The sequence below is a fragment of the Nostoc sp. DSM 114167 genome, from assembly GCF_052692655.1.
Map to the genome: position 1 here is coordinate 6,658,087 of NZ_CP195116.1, position 19,301 is coordinate 6,677,387.

Consider the following 19,301-nt stretch of genomic DNA (forward strand, 5'->3'; position numbering starts at 1 on the left):
ATGGTTATGAGTTTTCAATTAACTCCAAACTCATAACTCCTAACTCCTAACTCCTAACTCCTTCCAACGAAGCGGGACAAACAACCAGATGGCGATGTGGCTCTTTACCGCGACTGAAGGTTTCTAAATCTCCAAATTCTTTTAAGAAGGTATGAACTTGACGGCGTTCAGCAGAACTAAGAGATTTGATTTCTACTTCTCTACCAGAAAAGCGCACTTCATCGGCTGCTGCTTCTGCTAATGCCCGAATTTCGGCTTCTCTTTTGACCCGGTAGCCATTTAACTCAATGGTGTAAGAGGCTTGTTTTTCTGGGGGTTGGCTAAGGTTTAGAACCGAATTTGCGAGATACTGAATCGCATCTAACACAGAACCATCAGCACCAATTAACACCTGGATTTGTTCTGATGTCAAATTAGTTTGGTCAATAGTCAACCAGTAGTTATCTGGTTCTGGAGAATCGCCGTCTTGAGATTGGGCAGTTTCTAAATGACCTTGAATTTCAGCAGGTATTCCAGTGAGTTCCAGCAGGGTTTTTAACCACTGCTGACCTCGCTGCATCGGAATGTCGCTCATGATCCCCCTGTTGCCTTTTTCTTAGGACTTTTTGGTTCAAACGGTAATGCTTTTTGCTCTGTGACTGCTGCTTCTTTCTCCTGGGTTTCTACAATTTTTTGTAGTTCCTCCGGTAGAGGTTCGCGGGAGAGAAGATAAGTTTGGGCGGTTTGGAAAATATTACCAATCACCATATACATCAGCACCCCAGCTGGTAGGGGGAAGAACAAGAACATCCCAGAAAAGATGACGGGGGTGATTTTGTTAACTGTATCCTGCTGCGGATTGCCACCACTGGAATTTTGCCCGGAAAGCATTTGGCTAACATAAAGGCTGATTCCAAAGAAGACGATCATGGCGACGATATCCCAGTGGATTGTGCCATCTGGATCTTGTGCGCCAACCCTGCCTAAAGCATCAATGAATAAAAAGCCTTTTTCTGCTGCTAATCCAGGAATTGTTCCTTGAATAGTAACTTCTCCTGGTTGCAAGGCTTCTACATTGCCCTGGGCATCAATTTTTATTCTATCTTCACCTTTGGTAACTTTCCAATCAGGAATCAGCTTATTTTCTGGGTGTTCTGCTAAGAGTACCTGAAATGGTTTACCTTCAACAGTCTGATACTGTATTTTGGTTTGTTCTCCCACCGCTAATTTATTTCCGCTGGGAATAATGGCAGCTACTTTAACGTGTTCCCCATCTGCAATGTAAATATTTTGAGGAGCAGTGGCAAAGGCTTGCGGTTGAATTTGCTCGATTTGTTCTGCGGGAAGAATTTGCAGGTTAACGCTGTAGTTTGCACTTGCAAAAGGTGAACCCCGCAAGGTGGCAAACAGCGCTAATAAAACTGGCATTTGCACTAGTAATGGAAAACAGCCTGCCAAAGGGTTGCCAAATTCTTTTTGGACATTAACCATTTCCTCCTGCTGCTTTTGCGGATCATCCTTATAGCGCTCTTTGATTTCTGCCATCCGCTTCTGCATCAGAGGTTGTACAATTCGCATTTTCCGCATGTTACGAATTGAGCCAGCACTCAGGGGATAGAGCGCGAAGCGGACTATCAAGGTCAAAGCAACGATCGCTAATCCGTAGCTAGGCACTATACCATAGAAAAAATCTATGATTGGCAGCATCACGTTGTTCGAGAGAAAGCCGATACCAAAATCCATTATTCTGAATTCAACCTGAGGTACTGTAAACTGAATCTAATTTATCTAAATCATGATTTGTCGGCGACTATCTTTCGCTACGGATAGCCGCACATTTTGAGTGCTGAGTGGTGAGTGCTGAGTGCTGAGTTAAGAGTTAAAGAGTTAAGAGTTAGGAGTTAGGAGTTAGGAGTTTTGTTTGTCTCCCTTGTCTCCCTTGTCTCCCTTGTCTCCCTTGTCTCCCTTGTCTCCCCTGCTCCCCTGCTCATCACTTGTTAGCAGGAGCGCTAAATTCGGGATTTTTCGCCGCAATTCTTTCGTTTATGTAGTCATAGACTTCGCGAAACTTGGGAATTGCACGCAATTCCAGACGACTGCCGTTTTTTAGGGTGATTGCCATATCTCCCCATAAGCCAATGCCACGGGGAACTTTGACGACTTTGACAATTTCTGAGTAAATTACGTCAGTGCGATCGCGCCCTTGCCAACCTCCGGTAACAGTAATTCGGCGATCGGTGATGCGGAAACGCAGCCACAATGCCCTGACAATTGCCCCGACTGCTAATGGTAGCCCGACAATGGTTAGCCCAATCAGCAGGTTGACAATTAAATCCCCAACATGGGGCCCACCTTCATAATAAACATCTTCACGAATTCCCATCGAACACCTCAGCTTGTGCCAACAACTGCTCTAATTCTTGCAGAAATTGTGGGCTTACGCACTTAGATTCTGCTGCTGTGGGTTTGACAATGAATACTAGCCGCCATCCTGGTGATAATTTTGGCAGCAGATTATATAAAGCCGCAGTAATTTGCCGTTTGATTCGGTTGCGAACCACTGCCCTTTTGCTGACTTTTGTGCTAATTGAAATACCAATCCGCGTGCTAGCAAGGAGCTTTAAGTCAGTTGTTTGTGTAGTCTGAGTGGCAGTGTCCAAAGAAGGTTTCGTTGAACATAAGGGCTTTAAGGCTCTCAATGTTAAATAAGAGCCATGACGCCGAATTCCTTCTCGAAAAACTGCCTGGAAATCCTTGCGGGATTTTAGCCGATTTGTTTTGGGCAAAGCCACAGATGCTCTTTATCGCTCGATCTGTCCTAAACACTCAGACGGTGACGGCCCTTTTTTCTTCTGGCGCTAATCACGTTTCTACCGTCTGGTGTCCGCATCCTGGCGCGAAAACCAGAGGTTCTTTTTCTCTTACGGCTAGTACCGCCCAGTGTTCTTTTCATACTCTTCTCCTCTTAAGTGATTTTTATAAAAACTCACAATCTCTAATTTTATCACTTTCTTAGGGAATTGGGAATAACCGATTGGTTATATCCCTATTCCCTATTCTTAAGTAATGCTCAAAATCCATGTTCCCATATAGCGCAGTAGTGGTACATCCCCAGGGGAAAGCACTTGACAGTTAAAATAGTAAACTCCGCCGAAGGATGGGTTTTTCACGTTAGATAACACTACCTCGACTGGGCTACCTGCTGGTACTGGATCTTGAGGAAAAATATTGATCAGTTTACCTTCTTTGTCCCATTTCACCTCAGAAAGCGGAACTGCTTTGCCTTTGACTCGGACTTCAATTTTTTTCTGGTCAAAAGTTCCTTTGTAATAATCAGGGTAGGTAATGGCAAATTGACCAACTGCCAATTTCATTCTTTTGGCTGGAATCTTTAATATGTATCTATCCCAACCATTAGCTTGTCCCCCAAAATCTAATCGGAAGGGTAGCTGATTTTCTTGTTTGACGCCGCTAAACAGCGTAAATCCAGGTAAGCTTTGCGCCCAAGTCAAGGCTGGTAATCCAGTAACCAAAAAGCTACTCACGGCTAAAGCAGAAAGTAAACGTCGCATAATCGGGCTTCCTCTACGAAAATATAAATCTGTTATCTAAAAATAACTGTGTGTTAGTATTCTTTACTAAACTTTACTACTAGCTTCCTGACAATGGACGTTTAATATCCAAAAAAAGTGCCATCCTGCCTGAAGTTTAGGCAACAGTAAAGTTACTTAGTATTAAAACAAACGTATATTCAATTTACTTCATTACCCTTATGTAGCCATGATTTGATTGCTAAGTTGGGTCAAATTTGAACTAGATATAAACACAGTTGGGGGTTGGATTGTGTTTCTAAATATGTATAAGTGTATCTAAATTTGAGAATTTTGTTATAAAAATTGAGGTATGCCATCAGCGATCGCCAGTTAAGTTGGGCTAAATTGATTAAAATAAGTTGGATTGGAATCGAAGTCGCAATCATTAAAATTTGATTGGGAAATTATCAAGCTTTCAAAATTCGGTCAATATTACTCTATAAGAAAGGAATACCAAAATTTCTCAATCCCGAAAACAACCTAAAGATAAAGATGCAAAATTTGGGAATCAATTTAGGATGTGCAATACATAACCCTGTTTGCAACTATCTGAAAATATGACATCTGCGAGCGGCAAAGCAAAAAGTCCGATTGGAGGGAACCTCCGCTCAGAACTTTACAAAAAAATGAGGCTTTGTCTAGAGAGCAAAGAGTGGGAGAAGAAAGATTCAAGGTTCAATCTACAAGTAAAATTCATGGCTGATGTTCCTGCCTAAGTACTATGACTGCGGGACACCCATCATCTGGACAATCGCTTACTTGGCAGAGATTAAGTATTTATCTTCAGGAGATTTCATGAGAATAGCAGTTGCTAAAGAAATTGAAGTTTGTGAACGTCGTGTGGCATTAATTCCTGACACCGTTGCCCGATTGGTAAAACAAGGTTTGGAAGTTTGGGTAGAAGCGGGTGCAGGAGAACGCTCATTTTTTGGCGATCCTGACTATGAAGCAGCAGGAGCCACAATAATCAGCGATACTGCCAAATTATGGGGTGAAACAGATATTCTGCTGAAAGTAAGTCCACCACAAGAACGAGAAGATGGACGCTCAGAAGTTGATTTGCTAAAGGAAGGGGCTGTTTTAGTCAGTTTCCTGAATCCCTTGGGAAATCCTGTTGTGGCGCAGCAACTAGCAAATCGGAAAGTCACAGCTTTGAGTATGGAGATGATCCCCCGTACCACCAGGGCGCAAAGTATGGATGCTTTGTCCTCGCAAGCTTCATTAGCAGGTTACAAAGCAGTATTAATTGCCGCCGCGGCCTTACCGAAATACTTTCCGATGTTAACCACAGCCGCAGGCACGATCGCTCCAGCGAAAGTATTTATTATGGGCGCTGGTGTAGCCGGATTGCAAGCGATCGCCACCGCTAGACGTTTGGGAGCAGTGGTAGAAGCCTTTGATATTCGTCCCGCCGTCAAAGAAGAAGTGCAAAGCTTAGGGGCAAAATTCGTTGAAGTCAAATTAGACGAAGAAACCGTCGCTGCTGGCGGTTACGCCAAGGAAATTTCCGAGGCTAGCAAACAACGTACCCAAGAAGTTGTCGCCGAACACATTAAGAATTCTGATGTAGTGATTACTACAGCCCAAGTACCTGGAAGACAAGCACCACGGCTAGTTACAGAAGAAATGGTGGCACAAATGAAACCAGGTTCAGTAATTGTGGATTTGGCTGCTGAACAGGGTGGTAACTGCGCCTGTACCGAACCCGGCAAAGATATTGTGTGGAACGGCGTAACAATCATCGGCCCCATCAATCTTCCATCATCGATGCCAATTCACGCCAGCCAATTGTATGCCAAGAACGTAACATCGTTGATTCAACTGCTAATTAACAAAGAGAAAGCTTTGCAGGTGGACTTTGGCGACGACATCGTTGATGCAGCTTGCGTTACCCACGCAGGTGAAATTCGCAATCAACGAGTGCGGGATGCGCTACAAGCATTGAATACTCAGCAACCGGCGGTTAATTAGGGACTGGGGACTGGCGACTGGGGAGTAGGGAGACAAGGGAGACAAGGGAGACAAGGGAGAAATAACCAATGCCCCATACTTCGACTTACCTACAAGTGCCCAATGCCCAATGCCCAATTCCCCATTCCCATTTATACAAGGAGTTTTGATTTCATGACAGAGGCATTACTTGCTGCTTTGTTTGTATTTGTATTGGCATCTTTTATCGGCTTTGAAGTTATCAACAAAATCCCACCGACTCTACACACGCCCCTAATGTCAGGCTCAAATGCGATTTCTGGCATTTCGGTACTTGGGGCAATAGTGGCTTCAGGTGCTAGAGAAACAACTGTGTCAGTGATTCTCGGTTTAATTGCTGTAGTACTAGCTACAGTCAACGTTGTAGGTGGCTTTCTAGTCACAGATAGAATGCTGCAAATGTTCAAGAAGAAGGAGATTAAGGCGTGAGCGACTTTTTACCAACTGGCATTCAGCTGACATATTTAGTCGCTGCATCCTTATTCATTTTTGGTTTGAAAAAGCTGGGTTCACCAGCTACAGCACGAAACGGTAATGTAATCGCATCTGTGGGGATGCTGCTAGCAATTGTGGCGACAATGCTAGATCGGAATGTGTTGAACTACGAGATGATATTGTTGGGCTTGGCGATTGGATCGGGAATTGGTGCGATCGTTGCCTACAAAGTCCAAATGACGGAAATGCCCCAAATGGTGGGTTTACTCAACGGTTTAGGTGGTGCGGCTTCAGCATTAGTCGCCGTTGCCGAATTTTGGCGATTATTGGATTCTGGCGCACCCGTACCTCTAGATGTGAACATTTCCATGTTATTGGACGTGTTAATCGGTGGTGTTACCTTCACAGGTAGTTTTTTAGCCTTTGCTAAATTACAAGGTTTAATTAGCGGTTCCCCGATTACATTTCCTTTCCAGCAACCATTTAACCTCTTACTTCTGGGTGCTTATTTGGTAGGCAGTGCCTATTTAATCATCACACCAGATAGCTTACCCATATTCTTGGGAGTGGTAGCTGTTTCCTTAGTGTTGGGTGTGATGTTCGTCATCCCCATTGGTGGCGGCGATATGCCAGTGGTAATTTCGCTGTTGAACTCCTTGTCAGGTGTGGCGGCGGCGGCGGCTGGTTTCGTGGTGATGAACAATATGTTAATCATCGCTGGGGCTTTGGTAGGAGCATCCGGCTTAATCCTCACCGAAATTATGTGTAAGGCGATGAACCGCTCTCTCTTCAGTGTGCTGTTCAGTGCTTTTGGTACAGGGGCTACTTCTGGCGGTGGTGCTGCTGGTGGTGCAACCGATCAAACTGTCCGCAGTATCGATCCCGAAGAAGGAGCGATGATGTTGGGTTATGCCCGTTCTGTGGTAATTGTGCCTGGTTATGGTATGGCAGTTGCCCAAGCGCAACATAGCGTCCGCGAATTGTCAGATCAGTTAGAAAAAATGGGTGTTGATGTTAAGTATGCCATTCACCCCGTTGCTGGGAGAATGCCGGGACACATGAATGTGTTGCTAGCAGAGGCAAATGTGGCTTATACCCAGTTGTACGACATGGATGATATTAATCCCCAGTTTGAACAAGCGGATGTGGCTTTGGTAATTGGGGCAAATGATGTAGTAAATCCGGCGGCGCGGAGTGATGCAAATAGCCCGATTTATGGTATGCCGATTTTGGAAGTAGATCGGGCGAAGCAGACGATTGTGATTAAGCGCGGTATGAGTACGGGTTTTGCCGGTGTAGATAATGAGTTGTTCTACAAGGATAAAACGACGATGCTTTTTGGTAGTGCGAAGGATATGGTGGCGAAGTTGGTTTCGGAAGTGAAGCAGCTTTAAGAGAAACGAACCGCGAAGAGCGCAAAGGGCGCTAAGTAAAGAAAGAATTAGAGAGTTGGCTTGCCTTGGGGGTGTGATGCTTCTGAGGCAAGTTTTTTGTGTTTTATTCAGAAATTAGTTACTCAAGCTTTGGAGAAGAATTTCAACAAGCCTATATACGTGTGTTCCTAATGTAGGAGGCCAGTTGTGTTGAGATTTGGGGTGCAGCAATTTTGCACGATTTGTTGCATCCGCAATATTGGGTTTGTATAAAGATAAATCTAGATTACTACTATTGTAACTTCCTAAAAGTGTTCGTAGTCTTGATTTAAAATCCTGGCAGGTTTTATCTTCAGAGTTTAAATCTTCAAAGTGTAGACACAACCAAATTTCAAAACACGGGTTGCTGACAGCTAAATAATAATCTTTTTGCTTGGCTTGACGACACACCATACTCAAATTTTTTGCTCCCCAACGGTCTACGTCAAGGACAAGCCAGAGCATATCGTCTTCATTTAAATTATATTGTTCCTTAAAGGTATTCAAGCGTTCTAACACGTATTGGGGAGCAGATTTACTATCATCCCCAGTAGCTAACACTTCTACTTTGATTCTGGTACTATGAAACATTCCAAAATATTGCTTTTCTGTTTCTTTCCCCTCAGTCGCAACTATGAAAAGCTTTGCATCTCTTCGATCATGCTGACGATCCAGTAGTTTAGTTCGATTGATTCTTCCCATCACTTCTGGCTCATCTCTACAGATAAATCTGTTTCACAACCAAACCATCCTAAACTTTGTGGATCTCCAAAAAAAGGAATAGCACCAAAGCGACCATTTAAGTAACCTTTCTCAATTTTTAGGTCGGGTCTAATCTTGAACTCTGCTAAAGAATAAAGGTTGGACACACTCTGCTGATTCTTCTCAACAAACCAAATCTCATCACGTCGTAGTAAATCTAAATCAAGTAAGTTGGTATCATGAGTTGTAAAGATTAATTGATTACCTTTCTCTCTACAATTTATTGCTGCTTGTACAAAACATCGAGATAGTAGAGGATGCAAACGCCTATCAAGTTCATCTAAAAAGATGACTTTTTCAGTTTCTTCTTTTAAGAGAAAGAGACATGGAATAAGATTAATCAAACGTTGAGTTCCTTCTGACTCCTCTTCAATCGTAAAATCAATAAGATGTCCATCTTCATGACGATGCTGAGTTTTTAATTGAATCAAGCTTAATTGACCGCCTTCATTCTTAAAAAGTAGATACCGTTTACCTTGTGTATTTTTTATCATTGCTACTGAGTCATCATCGGCTTCCGCAAATTTTTCAAGGAAATCCTCTCTTAGAGTTTTAGGCATAGTTGGAAAGTGTTGATCAAAATCTAGCTCAACTTCTTCAGTATTTATCGAATCAATTCCTGTTCCAGCAAATTTAATAAACTCACTGAGAAAATTTGTAAAAGATTCATTACTGTGTATTATGATTTCTAAACCTCCATAATCTGCCTCTGCTGGAATAATAGTTAGTACTTTTCTAAACCAGTTAGCAACTGGAAGTAACGTTTGAACATTACGCTCAATTGCTTCCGTTAAAAAAAGTTGATTGGGACGAGTTCCTTCTGCAATAAAATCTAAAAACTGTTTACGTTTCTCACTTCTACCTTTAAGTACTGAACCATACTCTAGACTCGTTTCTTTTTCTATAGAAGTGATACGCTCAAAGTACATAACTTCTTGCTTTTTACCACGAGGAACAGCATAAAGCCATTCTTCAAAAATTTGTTCTCTATTCAATTTAAATCCATAAGAATATTGAGTTTCTTGATATGTAAAAATCAATTCAAACTTGCTCGGCTGTTTATTATAATCACTAAGCTTAAATGGGGAAACTGGAATAGATTTACTACTTCGAGTACCTTCTACAACCAGATTTTGTACAAAGTTGAGAGCCTCTATGAGATTTGACTTACCTGCTGCATTTGCACCATAAATTGCAGCAATAGGCAGCAACGAACGCCCTTTGCCTGCTGCATTTTCAGCAAGATGATCTATGTGTTGTTGGTCACTGCTAACCCCCACCATACTGAAGGTAACTTCATCTCTAAAAGACAAAAAGTTTTGTATAGTAAGTTGAATTAGCATTATCTTGTACCCAAAGTATTCCTATTTTAAACTGCTCCTCGTTCCATAATAAGCTCAAACCAACATCTTAGGAGAGAAAATCTCGTAAGTCCTTAATTATTGAGCAATCTCTAATTTTTCCCTCCACAGTTAGCAATCGCTCTCTTCCTCCGCGTCTCTACGTGAGATGAAAAAGCGATCGCCTGCAAAATTCTCACCGTGCGATCGCTCTCTTCTTCCTCTGCGTGAGATAAAAAAGGCGATCGCCTGCAAAACTCCACCGTGCGATCGCTCCTCGTCTTCCTCTGTGTTCTCTGCGCCTCTGTGGTTCTTTAAAAAGAGCGATCGCTCGGTTTATTTTCTAAATTTCTTGCCATTCTCTAGCATCAATAAAAATAGTATGATTAATTTCATTAAGAGCATTTTCCCAGTTATTTAATGATGTCTGTTTCATCGTCATGCTTTGACGAAATAAACGTACAATTTGTAGTAATTCTGGTAGATATTCTTCTGGAGTTTGTTGAATTTCTAATAATAGTGCAGCGCGGGGTGTAGTTGATGATTGTGCTGTTAGCGGTTGATTATTGTTCATAAATATCTTGCAAGTAAATTATTTAAAAACACGAGTAGATATTAATCAGTTTTAGCACTGGTAGTTATATTATATTTTAGCGTGAATAGCTATTTTAGTTTACTGAGAACGTCCCGACGCTGACATGGTATCGAACGGAGCAAGAATCAGTTCCTAATCGAGTGCGCCTATTGCGTGGGATAAAAAAGCGATCGCTAACTTTTTGAAATGCTTAGGCTTACCGTAAGCATCGTCTTCTTCTGTTCCTCTGTGTTCTCTGCGTCTGTGTAGTTTGTTAAAAAGAGCGAGCGCCTACAAAATCTCTACTAGTGCTGTTTTCTCTACGGCTCTGTGGTTTGTTAAAAAGAGCGTAGGCGAAGCCTTCGACGGGCTTCGTCTGCAAAATCTCCATTGTGCGATCGCCCTCTGCTTCCTCTGTGTCCTCTGCGCCTGGAATGGTTCATTAAAAGTTAAAAAAGGTGTAGCCTCTCGTAGAGAAGGCATCACCTGATTTCTTTGTTAACTAACTATCGTTTTATCGGGATTTCTATCCAGAACTCACAGCCATTAGCAGGTTCAGAAACACATTTGATATTACCGCCGTGTTTTTCTACAATAATTTGGTAACTAATAGATAACCCTAAGCCAGTACCTTGTCCAGGTTGTTTGGTGGTAAAGAAAGGTTCAAAAATGCGCGATCGCACAATTTCTGGAATGCCACAACCATTGTCAGCAATGCAAATCAGAACAGCATTTCCTTCTATAACTTCTGTACGTATCCAAATTTTAGGATTGCCAATTATTTTTCCACTAGTTGCTGAGTTCTCCAGTGCATCGATCGCATTGTTGAGAATATTCATAAATACCTGATTCATCTGGGCTGCATAGCAGACTACCGGGGGCAATTCACCATATTGTTTAACTACCTCAATCGCAAAAGAATTAGTTTCTGGTTGCAGTCGATGTTGTAAAATTAGCAAAGTACTGTCGATACCTTCATGAAGGTCAACGGGCTTCATTCCTGCTTCGTCAAGTCGAGAAAAACTTCGTAACGACAAGACTAATTGAGAGATCCGCTCTGCCCCTATCTTCATTGAAGTCAGAATTTTGGGCAAGTCATCACTAATAAAATCTAAATCTAGTGCTGCTACTTGCTTCTGAATTTCTCCTATTGCTTTAGGATACTGTTTCTGATAAAGGCGCAGTAATTTAAATAAATTTTCGGTATGTTCAGTAACATAAGTGATATTCCCATAAATGAAACTAATCGGGTTATTAATTTCATGTGCTACACCAGCAACTAACTGCCCTAAACCTGCCATTTTTTCACTTTGAATTAACTGACTCTGAGTGTGCTGTAATTCCTTCAAAGTCTGGGTCAGCTCTTCTTTTTGACATTGAGTTTGTTCTAGTAATTCCGCTTGCTGAAGTCCTACGCCCAACTGAGTACCAATTTGCATCAACAAATCTACTTCATCTTCTTGCCAATCACGGGGTTTGATATTTTGATAAGCTGCTAGTAATCCCCAAAGTTTCTCACCCTGAAAAATCGGCACAATCATATATGCCCTAGCCTCCATGAGTTCAATCAGGGCAATATAAGGAATAGAATCATCGGTGCTATAAATATCTTTAATAACAAGAGTTTTACCATTAGCAAAATCCCCACCTTGGGTTTCTTGCAAGTAATTACTTGCATCGGCGTAGCCCGCACTTCGACTTGGCTCAGTGACCATCGTAGACATTGCAGGTACAATTTCCTTTACTGGTGTCCAACCTTCGGCTAAAGACTCAGCAACAAATTTGCCACTCCAATCAGTCCCAAATCGATAGATTGTCACTCGGTCAACTTCCAATAGCCGTCGGACTTCTTCTGTACTGGTTGCAAAAATGGTGTCAATATCAAGAGAGTGGCGGATTTTCTCCACTGTTGCAGCTAAGGCCTTCTGTCTTTCGGCTGCTTTGCGTTCTCGCTCGGCGGCTTGAGCCAGTTTTTGGGCTTGCACCTGCATTTGTGTTAAGGATTCAGCTTGCTGTAATGCTACCCCCAATTGAACGCCAACTTGGGCTAGTAAGTTGATTTCTTCATCTTGCCAATAACGGGGCTGGGAGTTTTGATAAGCTACTAGCAATCCCCACAGCTTTTCACCCTGAGAAATTGGTACAAAAACTTCATTACGTGCATACTTACCCGCTTGTTTTCCTTGCACAAGAACGCCTTCTGTCACAGACTGCGGCTTAACCATTGGTGTCCAGCCATCAACGATGGAATCAGCCACAAATTCTCCACTCCAATCAGGATAGAAGCGATAAATTGCGACTCGTTCCACTTCTAATAACCGACGAACTTCTTGAGTAGTGGTTTTAAATATGGCTTCAATTTCAAGAGACTGACGAATTTTTTCTACTGTGTGCGCCAACGCTCTTTGCCTTTCAGCAGCTTTGCTGATATCTGCTGCTTGAATCTGCATTTGTTGGATAAATTCCGCTTGCTGCAAAGCCACACCTAGTTGGGTGCCAACTTGGGTAAGCAAGTAAACCTCATCTTTTTGCCAATCACGGATTCCAGCATTTTGGTATGCTGCTAGCAAGCCCCAGAGCTTTTGACCGTGGTAAATAGCAACGATCGCATAAGCTCTTGCTTGATATATCTCTAAAATTTTAATGTAGCAATCACTAAAGCCTGAATTGTAAATATCATTACAAATTCGGTACACTTCACACTGAGTGAAGTTTCCACCCTCTGTATCTTGTAAATAGGTATCAGCGACTGGAGGTTTAGCTAAATCTTTGGCACTACATTCGCTGACGTTCTCTTTCAATTCTGGCCGTTGCGACTGTTGATCTATGAGGGAAACCCAACCCTCTGCCACTGATTCAAACACGAATTCACCACTCCAATCGGGATTGAAGCGATAGATAGCCACGCGATCGGCATTTAGCAGCTGCCTAAGTTCTGCGGTGGTTGTGTGGAAAATGATTTCCAAGTCTAAGGACTGGCGAATTTTCTCAATGGTGATAGCTATAGTTTTCTGCCATTGGGCCGCTTTTTCTCTAGCTTTTGCTTGTGCTAGTTCTGCTGATTGTAGTTTGACTTGTTCCAGGAAATCTGCTTGCTGTAAAGCAACTCCTAGATGTTCGGCAATTAATTGCACAAACTCAATTTCTGATACTTCCCATTGTCGAGGATTACTACACTGATGAATACACAACAATCCCCATAAATCTTTACCTTTGATCAAGGGGGCAATTATACTGGCACGTACTTGGAATTTTTCCAGAATCTGGATATAGCAATCACTGGCATTTACTTGATAAATATCAGTTATTGCTCTAATTCGACCTTGCTGATAAAGTTCTGCGAACTCCTCACTAAAACAGTGGTCGCGCAGTTTGGCTGCTAATGCCGAATCCCATTCGGTTGCCACATCTTCATAGATAAATTCTCCTTCCCATGCCAAATCAGGATAAAAACGAAACACGCTAACCCGATCGCTTTTCAGAAGTTGGCGGACTTCAGTGACTGTAATTTTGAAGATAGTTTCTATGTCTAGAGACTCCCGAATACGGGCAATAACTCCAGATAAGGCTTTTTGTTGCTCATTCTGATGTAAAGAGCATGTTACATCTGAATGAGATTCTTGCCGTTCTGAATTTGGTTGTATGGGTTGAGTAGTAGAGGAGTTTTCCATTCCCAGTGGGACTTTAAATATTGAAAGTCTTCTATTTAATGATTCCCGTTGCGATCGCAAAGGTAACAGTTATTTCCTGGGAATGTCATAAAAACAATGTAGGGACACGATTGTATCGCGTCCCTACAAAAAGATTTTCAATTACCAGAAAACTATCGCCGCTTGGGAGTGGCGCTGCGGGTGGTGCGTTTTTCTTCATCTCGGCGACGGCGATCGCGCCAATCTGCCAGGGTTAAATAACCAATACCACCAGTGACTACTACGAGCAGCACTACAGCAAATAAAGCCAAAATACTCAAGAATGGACTTTCCACAATGCCTCTATAGTCCGTTACGTCCCCACACTACCATTGCAATTGACCAAGTAAACACAACTAACAACGCTACCCAACCTAGTGTCAAAATCTCCATAGTCCTACTTTTCAAATAATTACAAAAGGTTTCTAATACTTATCATACAGGGATTGGGCAGGCTGAGATTTTTTTATCAATCAGATTGTAACTTTTGCGTGTGATGTTTACGACAAGGTACGTTTACACAAAAAAGACACCAACTTTTCTTGATACGTTAGTACTTTAAGCAACGATAAACACGAATGTAAAAAAGTAGCGATCGCGCTTTCTAAATTGATACTTTGGGAATACTAGGGTTATGGGTATATATTTTCAATCCAGCAACCCCTAATATCATGCCGACATTTTTCAACTATCCTTTCGACTCCAACGGTTTTATTCCCCACGGACATTGTTATCTCTGGCAAACTGGATTAGTCTGGCTGCACATTATTTCTGATGCGACGATCGCTCTAGCTTATTATTCTATTCCCTTCCTACTGATTTCTTTTATTTACAAGCGTAAAGACGTTCCTTTTAATAGCGTCTTTTTGTTATTTGGTGCTTTTATCATTGCTTGTGGTACCGGACACTTGATGGACATTTGGACGCTTTGGCATCCAAATTATTGGGTTGCAGGTAGTTTAAAAGCTCTAACTGCCATTATTTCAATATATACGGCATTTGCGTTATTTTATCTCATGCCTCAAGCTTTGACACTACCCAGCCATTCTCAATTAGAAGTTATTAATCGAGCGCTTTCAACTGAAATTGTCGAGCGCAAGCGCATCGAGAAAGAACTACGCCTTGCAGAAGAAGTCGCTCAAAACTCCAGCCAAGCCAAGAGTGAATTTCTCGCCAATATGAGTCATGAACTACGCACACCTCTTAACGGGATTTTGGGCTATACACAAATTCTTCAACGCACAGAATCTTTGAGTCAGAAAGGACGTAAAGGAGTCAGCATCATTTATCAATGTGGTTCTCATCTTTTAACCTTAATTAATGATGTTCTGGATCTCTCCAAAATAGAAGCCCGGAAACTAGAATTGTATTCTGTTGATTTCTACTTACCTGCCTTTATAGATAGCGTGACTGAAATTTCCCGCATCCGGGCAGAACAAAAGGTCATCGCATTTCACGTCCAACTCGATCCTGATTTACCAACGGGCATTCATACTGATGAAAAACGCTTGCGGCAAGTATTGATTAACTTACTTAGTAATGCGATTAAATTTACGAATGAAGGTAGTGTCACTTTCAAAGTTAAGGTCATTGCTAAACAATCAAACACCAATGGACAAACTAACTACAAAATTCGTTTTGAGGTAATAGATACTGGTGCCGGGATAATCCCTGAACAAGCACAGAAAATCTTTCAGCCTTTTGAACAAGTAGGAAATCAAAAACGACAATCTGAAGGTACAGGCTTGGGATTAGCAATCAGCCAAAACATTGTTTTGTTGATGGGTGGTCAAATTCAAGTACAAAGTGAATTTGGCAAAGGAAGTACTTTCTGGTTTGAGGCAGAATTTCCAGAATCTAAAGACTGGGCAAAGGTTTCTAGAGTGATTGAACAAGGAACTATTATTGGCTATCAAGGGCAAAACCGCACCATTTTGATTGCGGATGATAAATGGGAAAATCGATCGGTAATTGTAAATTTACTAGAGCCAGTTGGGTTTATTGTTGTAGAAGCTAGTCAGGGTCAGGAAGCATGGGAAAAGGCTCTAGCCCACAAACCAGACTTGATTATTACTGACTTAGTAATGCCTATATTGAGTGGATTTGAGTTGATCGATCGTTTACGTAAATCTGAGCAATTTAAAGAAATTGCTGTCATCGCTTCCTCAGCTAGTGTGTTTGCAGCCGATCAATACAAGAGTATTGATGTAGGTGCAAATGCATTTCTACCAAAGCCTGTAGAAGCTGAAACGCTGCTGGAAATGCTACGACAGTTTTTGCAACTGGAATGGATTTTTGACGTGAAGGTAGATGAAATCAAAAAAAACAATATAGATGTTTTGGAGCGACCAAATGAGATAATTTATCCTGCTAAAGAGGTTTTGCAAGATTTACTCGAACTAACGCAAGACGGTGATATTCAAAAAGTTTTGCAACTGGCCAAGGAACTGTCTAAATCTGATGAGCATTTAAGCATTTTTGCCCAGCAAATTATCCAGTTTGCTAGTAATTTCCAACTCAAACGTTTGGAAACTTTTATTGTAAGTATTCAGGAGTCAGAAGAAATGAAACGAACTGTAAAAGCATTTGAAGACTAGTTAATAACTAGCTATGCTAATTCCATTCTGAATTCTGAATTCTGGTTTCTGAATTTTTTAATTCAACAATATATCAATTAATTTGAGTCAAATTTCAATTGTTAATTCATCATGCTTAAGACCTCAGATACCGGATTTATTTTGATTGTGGATGATAATCCTACAAATTTATCTCTCCTGTGTGAAGCACTCAATAGTGAGGGTTTTCGTTTTCGGGTTGCAGTTGATGGAGAAAGTGCGATCGCCCAAGCTGAACGCAATCAACCAGAGTTGATTTTGCTGGATGTACAAATGCCAGGTATTGACGGATTTGAAACTTGTCGCCGCCTGAAAGCCAATCCTGTTACCCAAAATATTCCGATTATTTTCACTACTGCTTTAGCGGATACAGAGAGCAAAACGAAGGGATTTTCCCTTGGCGCAGTTGACTATATCCCGAAACCATTTGCCCAAGAAGAAGTGATTGCCAGAGTACGCGTACATTTACAACTCAAACAATTGACTGAATCTTTGGAACAAAAAGTTAGCGATCGCACTAGAGCTTTGCAAAAAGCCCAAGTCCAACTAGTACAGCAAGAGAAACTATCAACACTCGGAGAGTTAATCGCTGGTATTGGCCATGAAATCAATAACCCTATCAACTTTATTTCCAGCAATATTCCACCCTTGCAAGAATATATTACAGCAGTAACCGAGTTGCTTCTACTATATGAACAAGAGTATCCAAACCCAACAGCCAAAATTACCAAAACTATTGAGAACTTGGATCTAAACTTTGTTCTCGAAGATATGGGAAAAATCTTGAACTCACTCCACATAGGAAGCGAACGAATTCGCAACCTTTCTAGTTCACTCCGCAGTTTCTGTCGCTCGGATAGCGATGCCAAAATATCTGCTGATTTACATCAAGGAATAGATAGTACCCTAATGATTTTGCAACACCGTCTCAATGCTAATAGCGATCGTCCCCGCATTGAAGTAATTAAAACTTATGGAGAATTACCACAGGTTAAGTGTTATCTAGGGCAGATGAATCAAGTATTTATGAACATTCTCGCAAATGCAATTGATGCCCTTGATGAAGCTATAATGGAAGGCAAAATCAGCAATCTAATTCCTCAGATTAAAATTACCACAGAAATAGATTCTGAACAATTGGTTATAATTCGGATTGCTGACAATGGGATTGGTATTCCTGAACGGTTGAAAAAACGTTTGTTTGAGCCGTTATTTACGACAAAAACTGTAGGCAAAGGTACTGGACTTGGCTTGTCGATCGCATATCAAATTATTGTAGAAAAACACAACGGTATATTAGACGTGAATTCTCAACCTGGCATGGGAACCGAATTTATCATCAAAATTCCTACTTGAGAGCAGTATTTAATTAATGACAAAGCTGCTCAAGCATTTATCATACTGGAGAGTAAGGAAAAATTTCCCTAATATCCAATCCCTTATTTATATATAGAGTGAACTCAATTTTAAATCCTCAATTAATGACAGAACGCATAGAATCCCTCAAGGTGGGAATAATTGGGGGATTATCTGTGTGTTTGGCTTTTGCAATCGCTAGTCTGTTGAATACTTTCGTACTGGCAAAGTATTTTCAGACACTTGTATGTCTGCAAAGCGATCTTAACTGGCGCTTGTTGGTGAGTGGTGCAGTTGCAACTTTTACTGGTTTCCTATTTGGTGTCACCTACCGCTATATCATCCGCTGCGATCGAAATCCTCAACTCAAAGCTGGTGGCGTGTTAGCTTTTGGCTTGGTACGCGGATTAACTCAGATAGAATTTGGGTGGAATCACAGCACAATTTGGCCTTTTTTGGTGTTAGCGGCAGAAAGTTTGTTATGGTTTGCGCTGGCTGCGATCGCTCTTGATCTCGCTATTCAATTCCGTTGGGTTAAACCTTTTTCATCAATCTAAATTATCGTGGTCTTACAGCTATTTGTAGTTCAAATAAATGAAAAATGCTGTAAGCATCACATTTATGTATTATGATGACTACAAGTAAGTTACATTGTTAACGGCTTAATTTTAGAAATTTATAAATAATCACTAGTTAGTAATTAATAATACTCTGTTACCTAATATGAAAATAAAAAGATCCCATTATTATTTGATAGTCGATTTGGAAGCTACATGCTGTGACACTGGAACTATTCCCCGTCGCGAAATGGAAATCATTGAAATCGGTGCAGTGATGCTCAATCGAGCAACGTGGGAAATTGATTCAGAGTTTCAGCAATTCATCCAACCGGTGAGACATCCGCAACTGACAGGTTTTTGCACCGAATTGACTAGTATTCGCCAGCAAGATGTTGACGAAGCACCAAAATTTTTAGAAGCAATTTCTCGTTTCAAAGAATGGATTGATTTGTTTCCCAACTATATTTTTTGTTCTTGGGGTAATTACGACAAAAACCAATTTATTCAAGATTGCGCATTTCATAATTTTCCTTATCCTTTTACTTCAGAACATATAAATATCAAAGAGGAATTTTCTAAATATCTTGGCGTATCTAAAAAATTTGGCATGGCACAAGCTCTCAATGAGTTGGGGATAGAATTAAAAGGCACGCACCACCGTGGCATTGATGATGCCCGCAATATTGCAGCTATTTACAGACAGATGAAAAACAAAAAAACTAAGCTAAAATAGTTTGATTTTATTCTGCCAACCTACTTAGTTAATAACTTTTTTGTTACTCCTTCAGCTAAACCATCTTTAACATGAACGATTTGATTAGTTTGCTCGGCGACATCCGGTTCATGGGTAATAATGACAATCGTGATGCCTTGACTATTTAACTCAGTCAACAAATCCATTACTTCCTGAGAGGTTTCACTGTCTAACGCTCCAGTGGGTTCGTCTGCTAGAACAAGTGCAGGGCGATTAACCAGGGCGCGGGCGATGCCTGCGGCA

At 41.3% G+C, this 19,301-nt stretch carries 21 protein-coding genes and 1 pseudogene; 8 read left to right on the forward strand and 14 right to left on the reverse strand.

The window, feature by feature from the left end; genetic code table 11:
- Positions 1 to 46: 46 nt before the first annotated feature.
- From NSTC731_RS28015 to NSTC731_RS28040, 6 genes are all read right to left on the reverse strand, one after another.
- Positions 47 to 574, reverse strand: a complete 528-nt coding sequence (locus NSTC731_RS28015) for a Jag family protein (protein ID WP_445627817.1) — start codon at positions 572 to 574, stop codon at positions 47 to 49.
- On the reverse strand, positions 571 to 1,722 hold the full coding sequence (yidC, locus tag NSTC731_RS28020; RefSeq protein ID WP_445627818.1) for a membrane protein insertase YidC: 1,152 nt from the start codon (positions 1,720 to 1,722) through the stop codon (positions 571 to 573). Before yidC ends, NSTC731_RS28015 begins: the two co-directional genes overlap by 4 nt.
- Before the next feature lie 247 nt (positions 1,723 to 1,969).
- Positions 1,970 to 2,362, reverse strand: coding sequence for a PH domain-containing protein (locus NSTC731_RS28025; protein ID WP_445627819.1), 393 nt, complete (start codon positions 2,360 to 2,362; stop codon positions 1,970 to 1,972).
- Positions 2,349 to 2,771, reverse strand: coding sequence for a ribonuclease P protein component (rnpA, locus tag NSTC731_RS28030; RefSeq protein ID WP_445627820.1), 423 nt, complete (start codon positions 2,769 to 2,771; stop codon positions 2,349 to 2,351). Before rnpA ends, NSTC731_RS28025 begins: the two co-directional genes overlap by 14 nt.
- A gap of 26 nt (positions 2,772 to 2,797) precedes the next feature.
- Complete coding sequence (gene rpmH, locus NSTC731_RS28035; RefSeq protein ID WP_099102484.1) at positions 2,798 to 2,932, reverse strand: 50S ribosomal protein L34; 135 nt, start codon at positions 2,930 to 2,932, stop codon at positions 2,798 to 2,800.
- A gap of 106 nt (positions 2,933 to 3,038) precedes the next feature.
- Positions 3,039 to 3,551, reverse strand: coding sequence for a DUF2808 domain-containing protein (locus NSTC731_RS28040; RefSeq protein WP_445627821.1), 513 nt, complete (start codon positions 3,549 to 3,551; stop codon positions 3,039 to 3,041).
- An 816-nt stretch (positions 3,552 to 4,367) separates the two neighbouring features.
- Here NSTC731_RS28040 and NSTC731_RS28045 point away from each other — a divergent pair.
- From NSTC731_RS28045 to NSTC731_RS28055, 3 genes are all read left to right on the forward strand, one after another.
- A complete protein-coding gene (locus tag NSTC731_RS28045; protein ID WP_445632182.1) occupies positions 4,368 to 5,543 on the forward strand; it encodes a Re/Si-specific NAD(P)(+) transhydrogenase subunit alpha in 1,176 nt (391 codons plus the stop codon).
- A gap of 153 nt (positions 5,544 to 5,696) precedes the next feature.
- A complete protein-coding gene (locus NSTC731_RS28050) occupies positions 5,697 to 5,990 on the forward strand; it encodes an NAD(P) transhydrogenase subunit alpha (RefSeq protein WP_138499926.1) in 294 nt (97 codons plus the stop codon).
- The gene (locus tag NSTC731_RS28055; RefSeq protein ID WP_445627822.1) at positions 5,987 to 7,390 is read left to right on the forward strand and encodes an NAD(P)(+) transhydrogenase (Re/Si-specific) subunit beta; all 1,404 of its coding nucleotides are present in this window, start codon (positions 5,987 to 5,989) and stop codon (positions 7,388 to 7,390) included. The genes NSTC731_RS28050 and NSTC731_RS28055 overlap by 4 nt, the downstream gene beginning before the upstream one ends.
- A gap of 114 nt (positions 7,391 to 7,504) precedes the next feature.
- On the opposite strand, the gene NSTC731_RS28060 is transcribed toward NSTC731_RS28055, so the two are convergent.
- From NSTC731_RS28060 to NSTC731_RS28075, 4 genes are all read right to left on the reverse strand, one after another.
- The gene (locus NSTC731_RS28060) at positions 7,505 to 8,110 is read right to left on the reverse strand and encodes an RloB family protein (RefSeq protein ID WP_445627823.1); all 606 of its coding nucleotides are present in this window, start codon (positions 8,108 to 8,110) and stop codon (positions 7,505 to 7,507) included.
- A complete protein-coding gene (locus tag NSTC731_RS28065) occupies positions 8,110 to 9,513 on the reverse strand; it encodes an AAA family ATPase (protein ID WP_445627824.1) in 1,404 nt (467 codons plus the stop codon). The genes NSTC731_RS28060 and NSTC731_RS28065 overlap by 1 nt, the downstream gene beginning before the upstream one ends.
- Before the next feature lie 110 nt (positions 9,514 to 9,623).
- Positions 9,624 to 9,773, reverse strand: a complete 150-nt coding sequence (locus NSTC731_RS28070) for a hypothetical protein (RefSeq protein WP_445627825.1) — start codon at positions 9,771 to 9,773, stop codon at positions 9,624 to 9,626.
- Positions 9,774 to 9,853: 80 nt separating this feature from the next.
- Positions 9,854 to 10,084, reverse strand: a complete 231-nt coding sequence (locus NSTC731_RS28075) for a hypothetical protein (protein WP_445627826.1) — start codon at positions 10,082 to 10,084, stop codon at positions 9,854 to 9,856.
- 271 nt (positions 10,085 to 10,355) lie between these two features.
- On the opposite strand from NSTC731_RS28075, the gene NSTC731_RS28080 reads away from it, so the two are divergent.
- On the forward strand, positions 10,356 to 10,574 hold the full coding sequence (locus NSTC731_RS28080; RefSeq protein WP_445627827.1) for a hypothetical protein: 219 nt from the start codon (positions 10,356 to 10,358) through the stop codon (positions 10,572 to 10,574).
- 16 nt (positions 10,575 to 10,590) lie between these two features.
- On the opposite strand, the gene NSTC731_RS28085 is transcribed toward NSTC731_RS28080, so the two are convergent.
- From NSTC731_RS28085 to petN, 3 genes are all read right to left on the reverse strand, one after another.
- Positions 10,591 to 13,755 carry a GAF domain-containing sensor histidine kinase gene (locus tag NSTC731_RS28085; RefSeq protein WP_445627828.1) on the reverse strand — a complete coding sequence of 1,055 codons (3,165 nt, stop codon included), beginning with the start codon at positions 13,753 to 13,755 and terminating at the stop codon, positions 10,591 to 10,593.
- A gap of 152 nt (positions 13,756 to 13,907) precedes the next feature.
- Positions 13,908 to 14,069 (reverse strand): hypothetical protein, encoded by a 162-nt coding sequence (locus NSTC731_RS28090; protein ID WP_094350864.1) that lies wholly within the window; start codon positions 14,067 to 14,069, stop codon positions 13,908 to 13,910.
- 7 nt (positions 14,070 to 14,076) lie between these two features.
- The gene (gene petN, locus NSTC731_RS28095; protein WP_017322509.1) at positions 14,077 to 14,166 is read right to left on the reverse strand and encodes a cytochrome b6-f complex subunit PetN; all 90 of its coding nucleotides are present in this window, start codon (positions 14,164 to 14,166) and stop codon (positions 14,077 to 14,079) included.
- Positions 14,167 to 14,444: 278 nt separating this feature from the next.
- Between petN and NSTC731_RS28100 the strand changes: the two genes are divergently transcribed.
- The 4 genes from NSTC731_RS28100 to NSTC731_RS28115 all read left to right on the forward strand — a co-directional run bounded on the left by NSTC731_RS28100 (position 14,445) and on the right by NSTC731_RS28115 (position 19,037).
- On the forward strand, positions 14,445 to 16,370 hold the full coding sequence (locus tag NSTC731_RS28100; RefSeq protein WP_445627829.1) for an ATP-binding protein: 1,926 nt from the start codon (positions 14,445 to 14,447) through the stop codon (positions 16,368 to 16,370).
- 111 nt (positions 16,371 to 16,481) lie between these two features.
- Positions 16,482 to 17,744, forward strand: a complete 1,263-nt coding sequence (locus NSTC731_RS28105) for a sensor histidine kinase (protein WP_445627830.1) — start codon at positions 16,482 to 16,484, stop codon at positions 17,742 to 17,744.
- A 125-nt stretch (positions 17,745 to 17,869) separates the two neighbouring features.
- Entirely contained in the window at positions 17,870 to 18,301 is a 432-nt protein-coding gene (locus NSTC731_RS28110) for a hypothetical protein (RefSeq protein WP_445627831.1), read from the forward strand.
- A 166-nt stretch (positions 18,302 to 18,467) separates the two neighbouring features.
- Positions 18,468 to 19,037 carry an exonuclease domain-containing protein gene (locus NSTC731_RS28115; protein WP_445627832.1) on the forward strand — a complete coding sequence of 190 codons (570 nt, stop codon included), beginning with the start codon at positions 18,468 to 18,470 and terminating at the stop codon, positions 19,035 to 19,037.
- Positions 19,038 to 19,057: 20 nt separating this feature from the next.
- Here NSTC731_RS28115 and NSTC731_RS28120 read toward each other — a convergent pair.
- Positions 19,058 to 19,291 (reverse strand): annotated as a pseudogene (locus NSTC731_RS28120) (hypothetical protein); the annotation flags it as partial.
- Positions 19,292 to 19,301 lie beyond the last annotated feature (10 nt).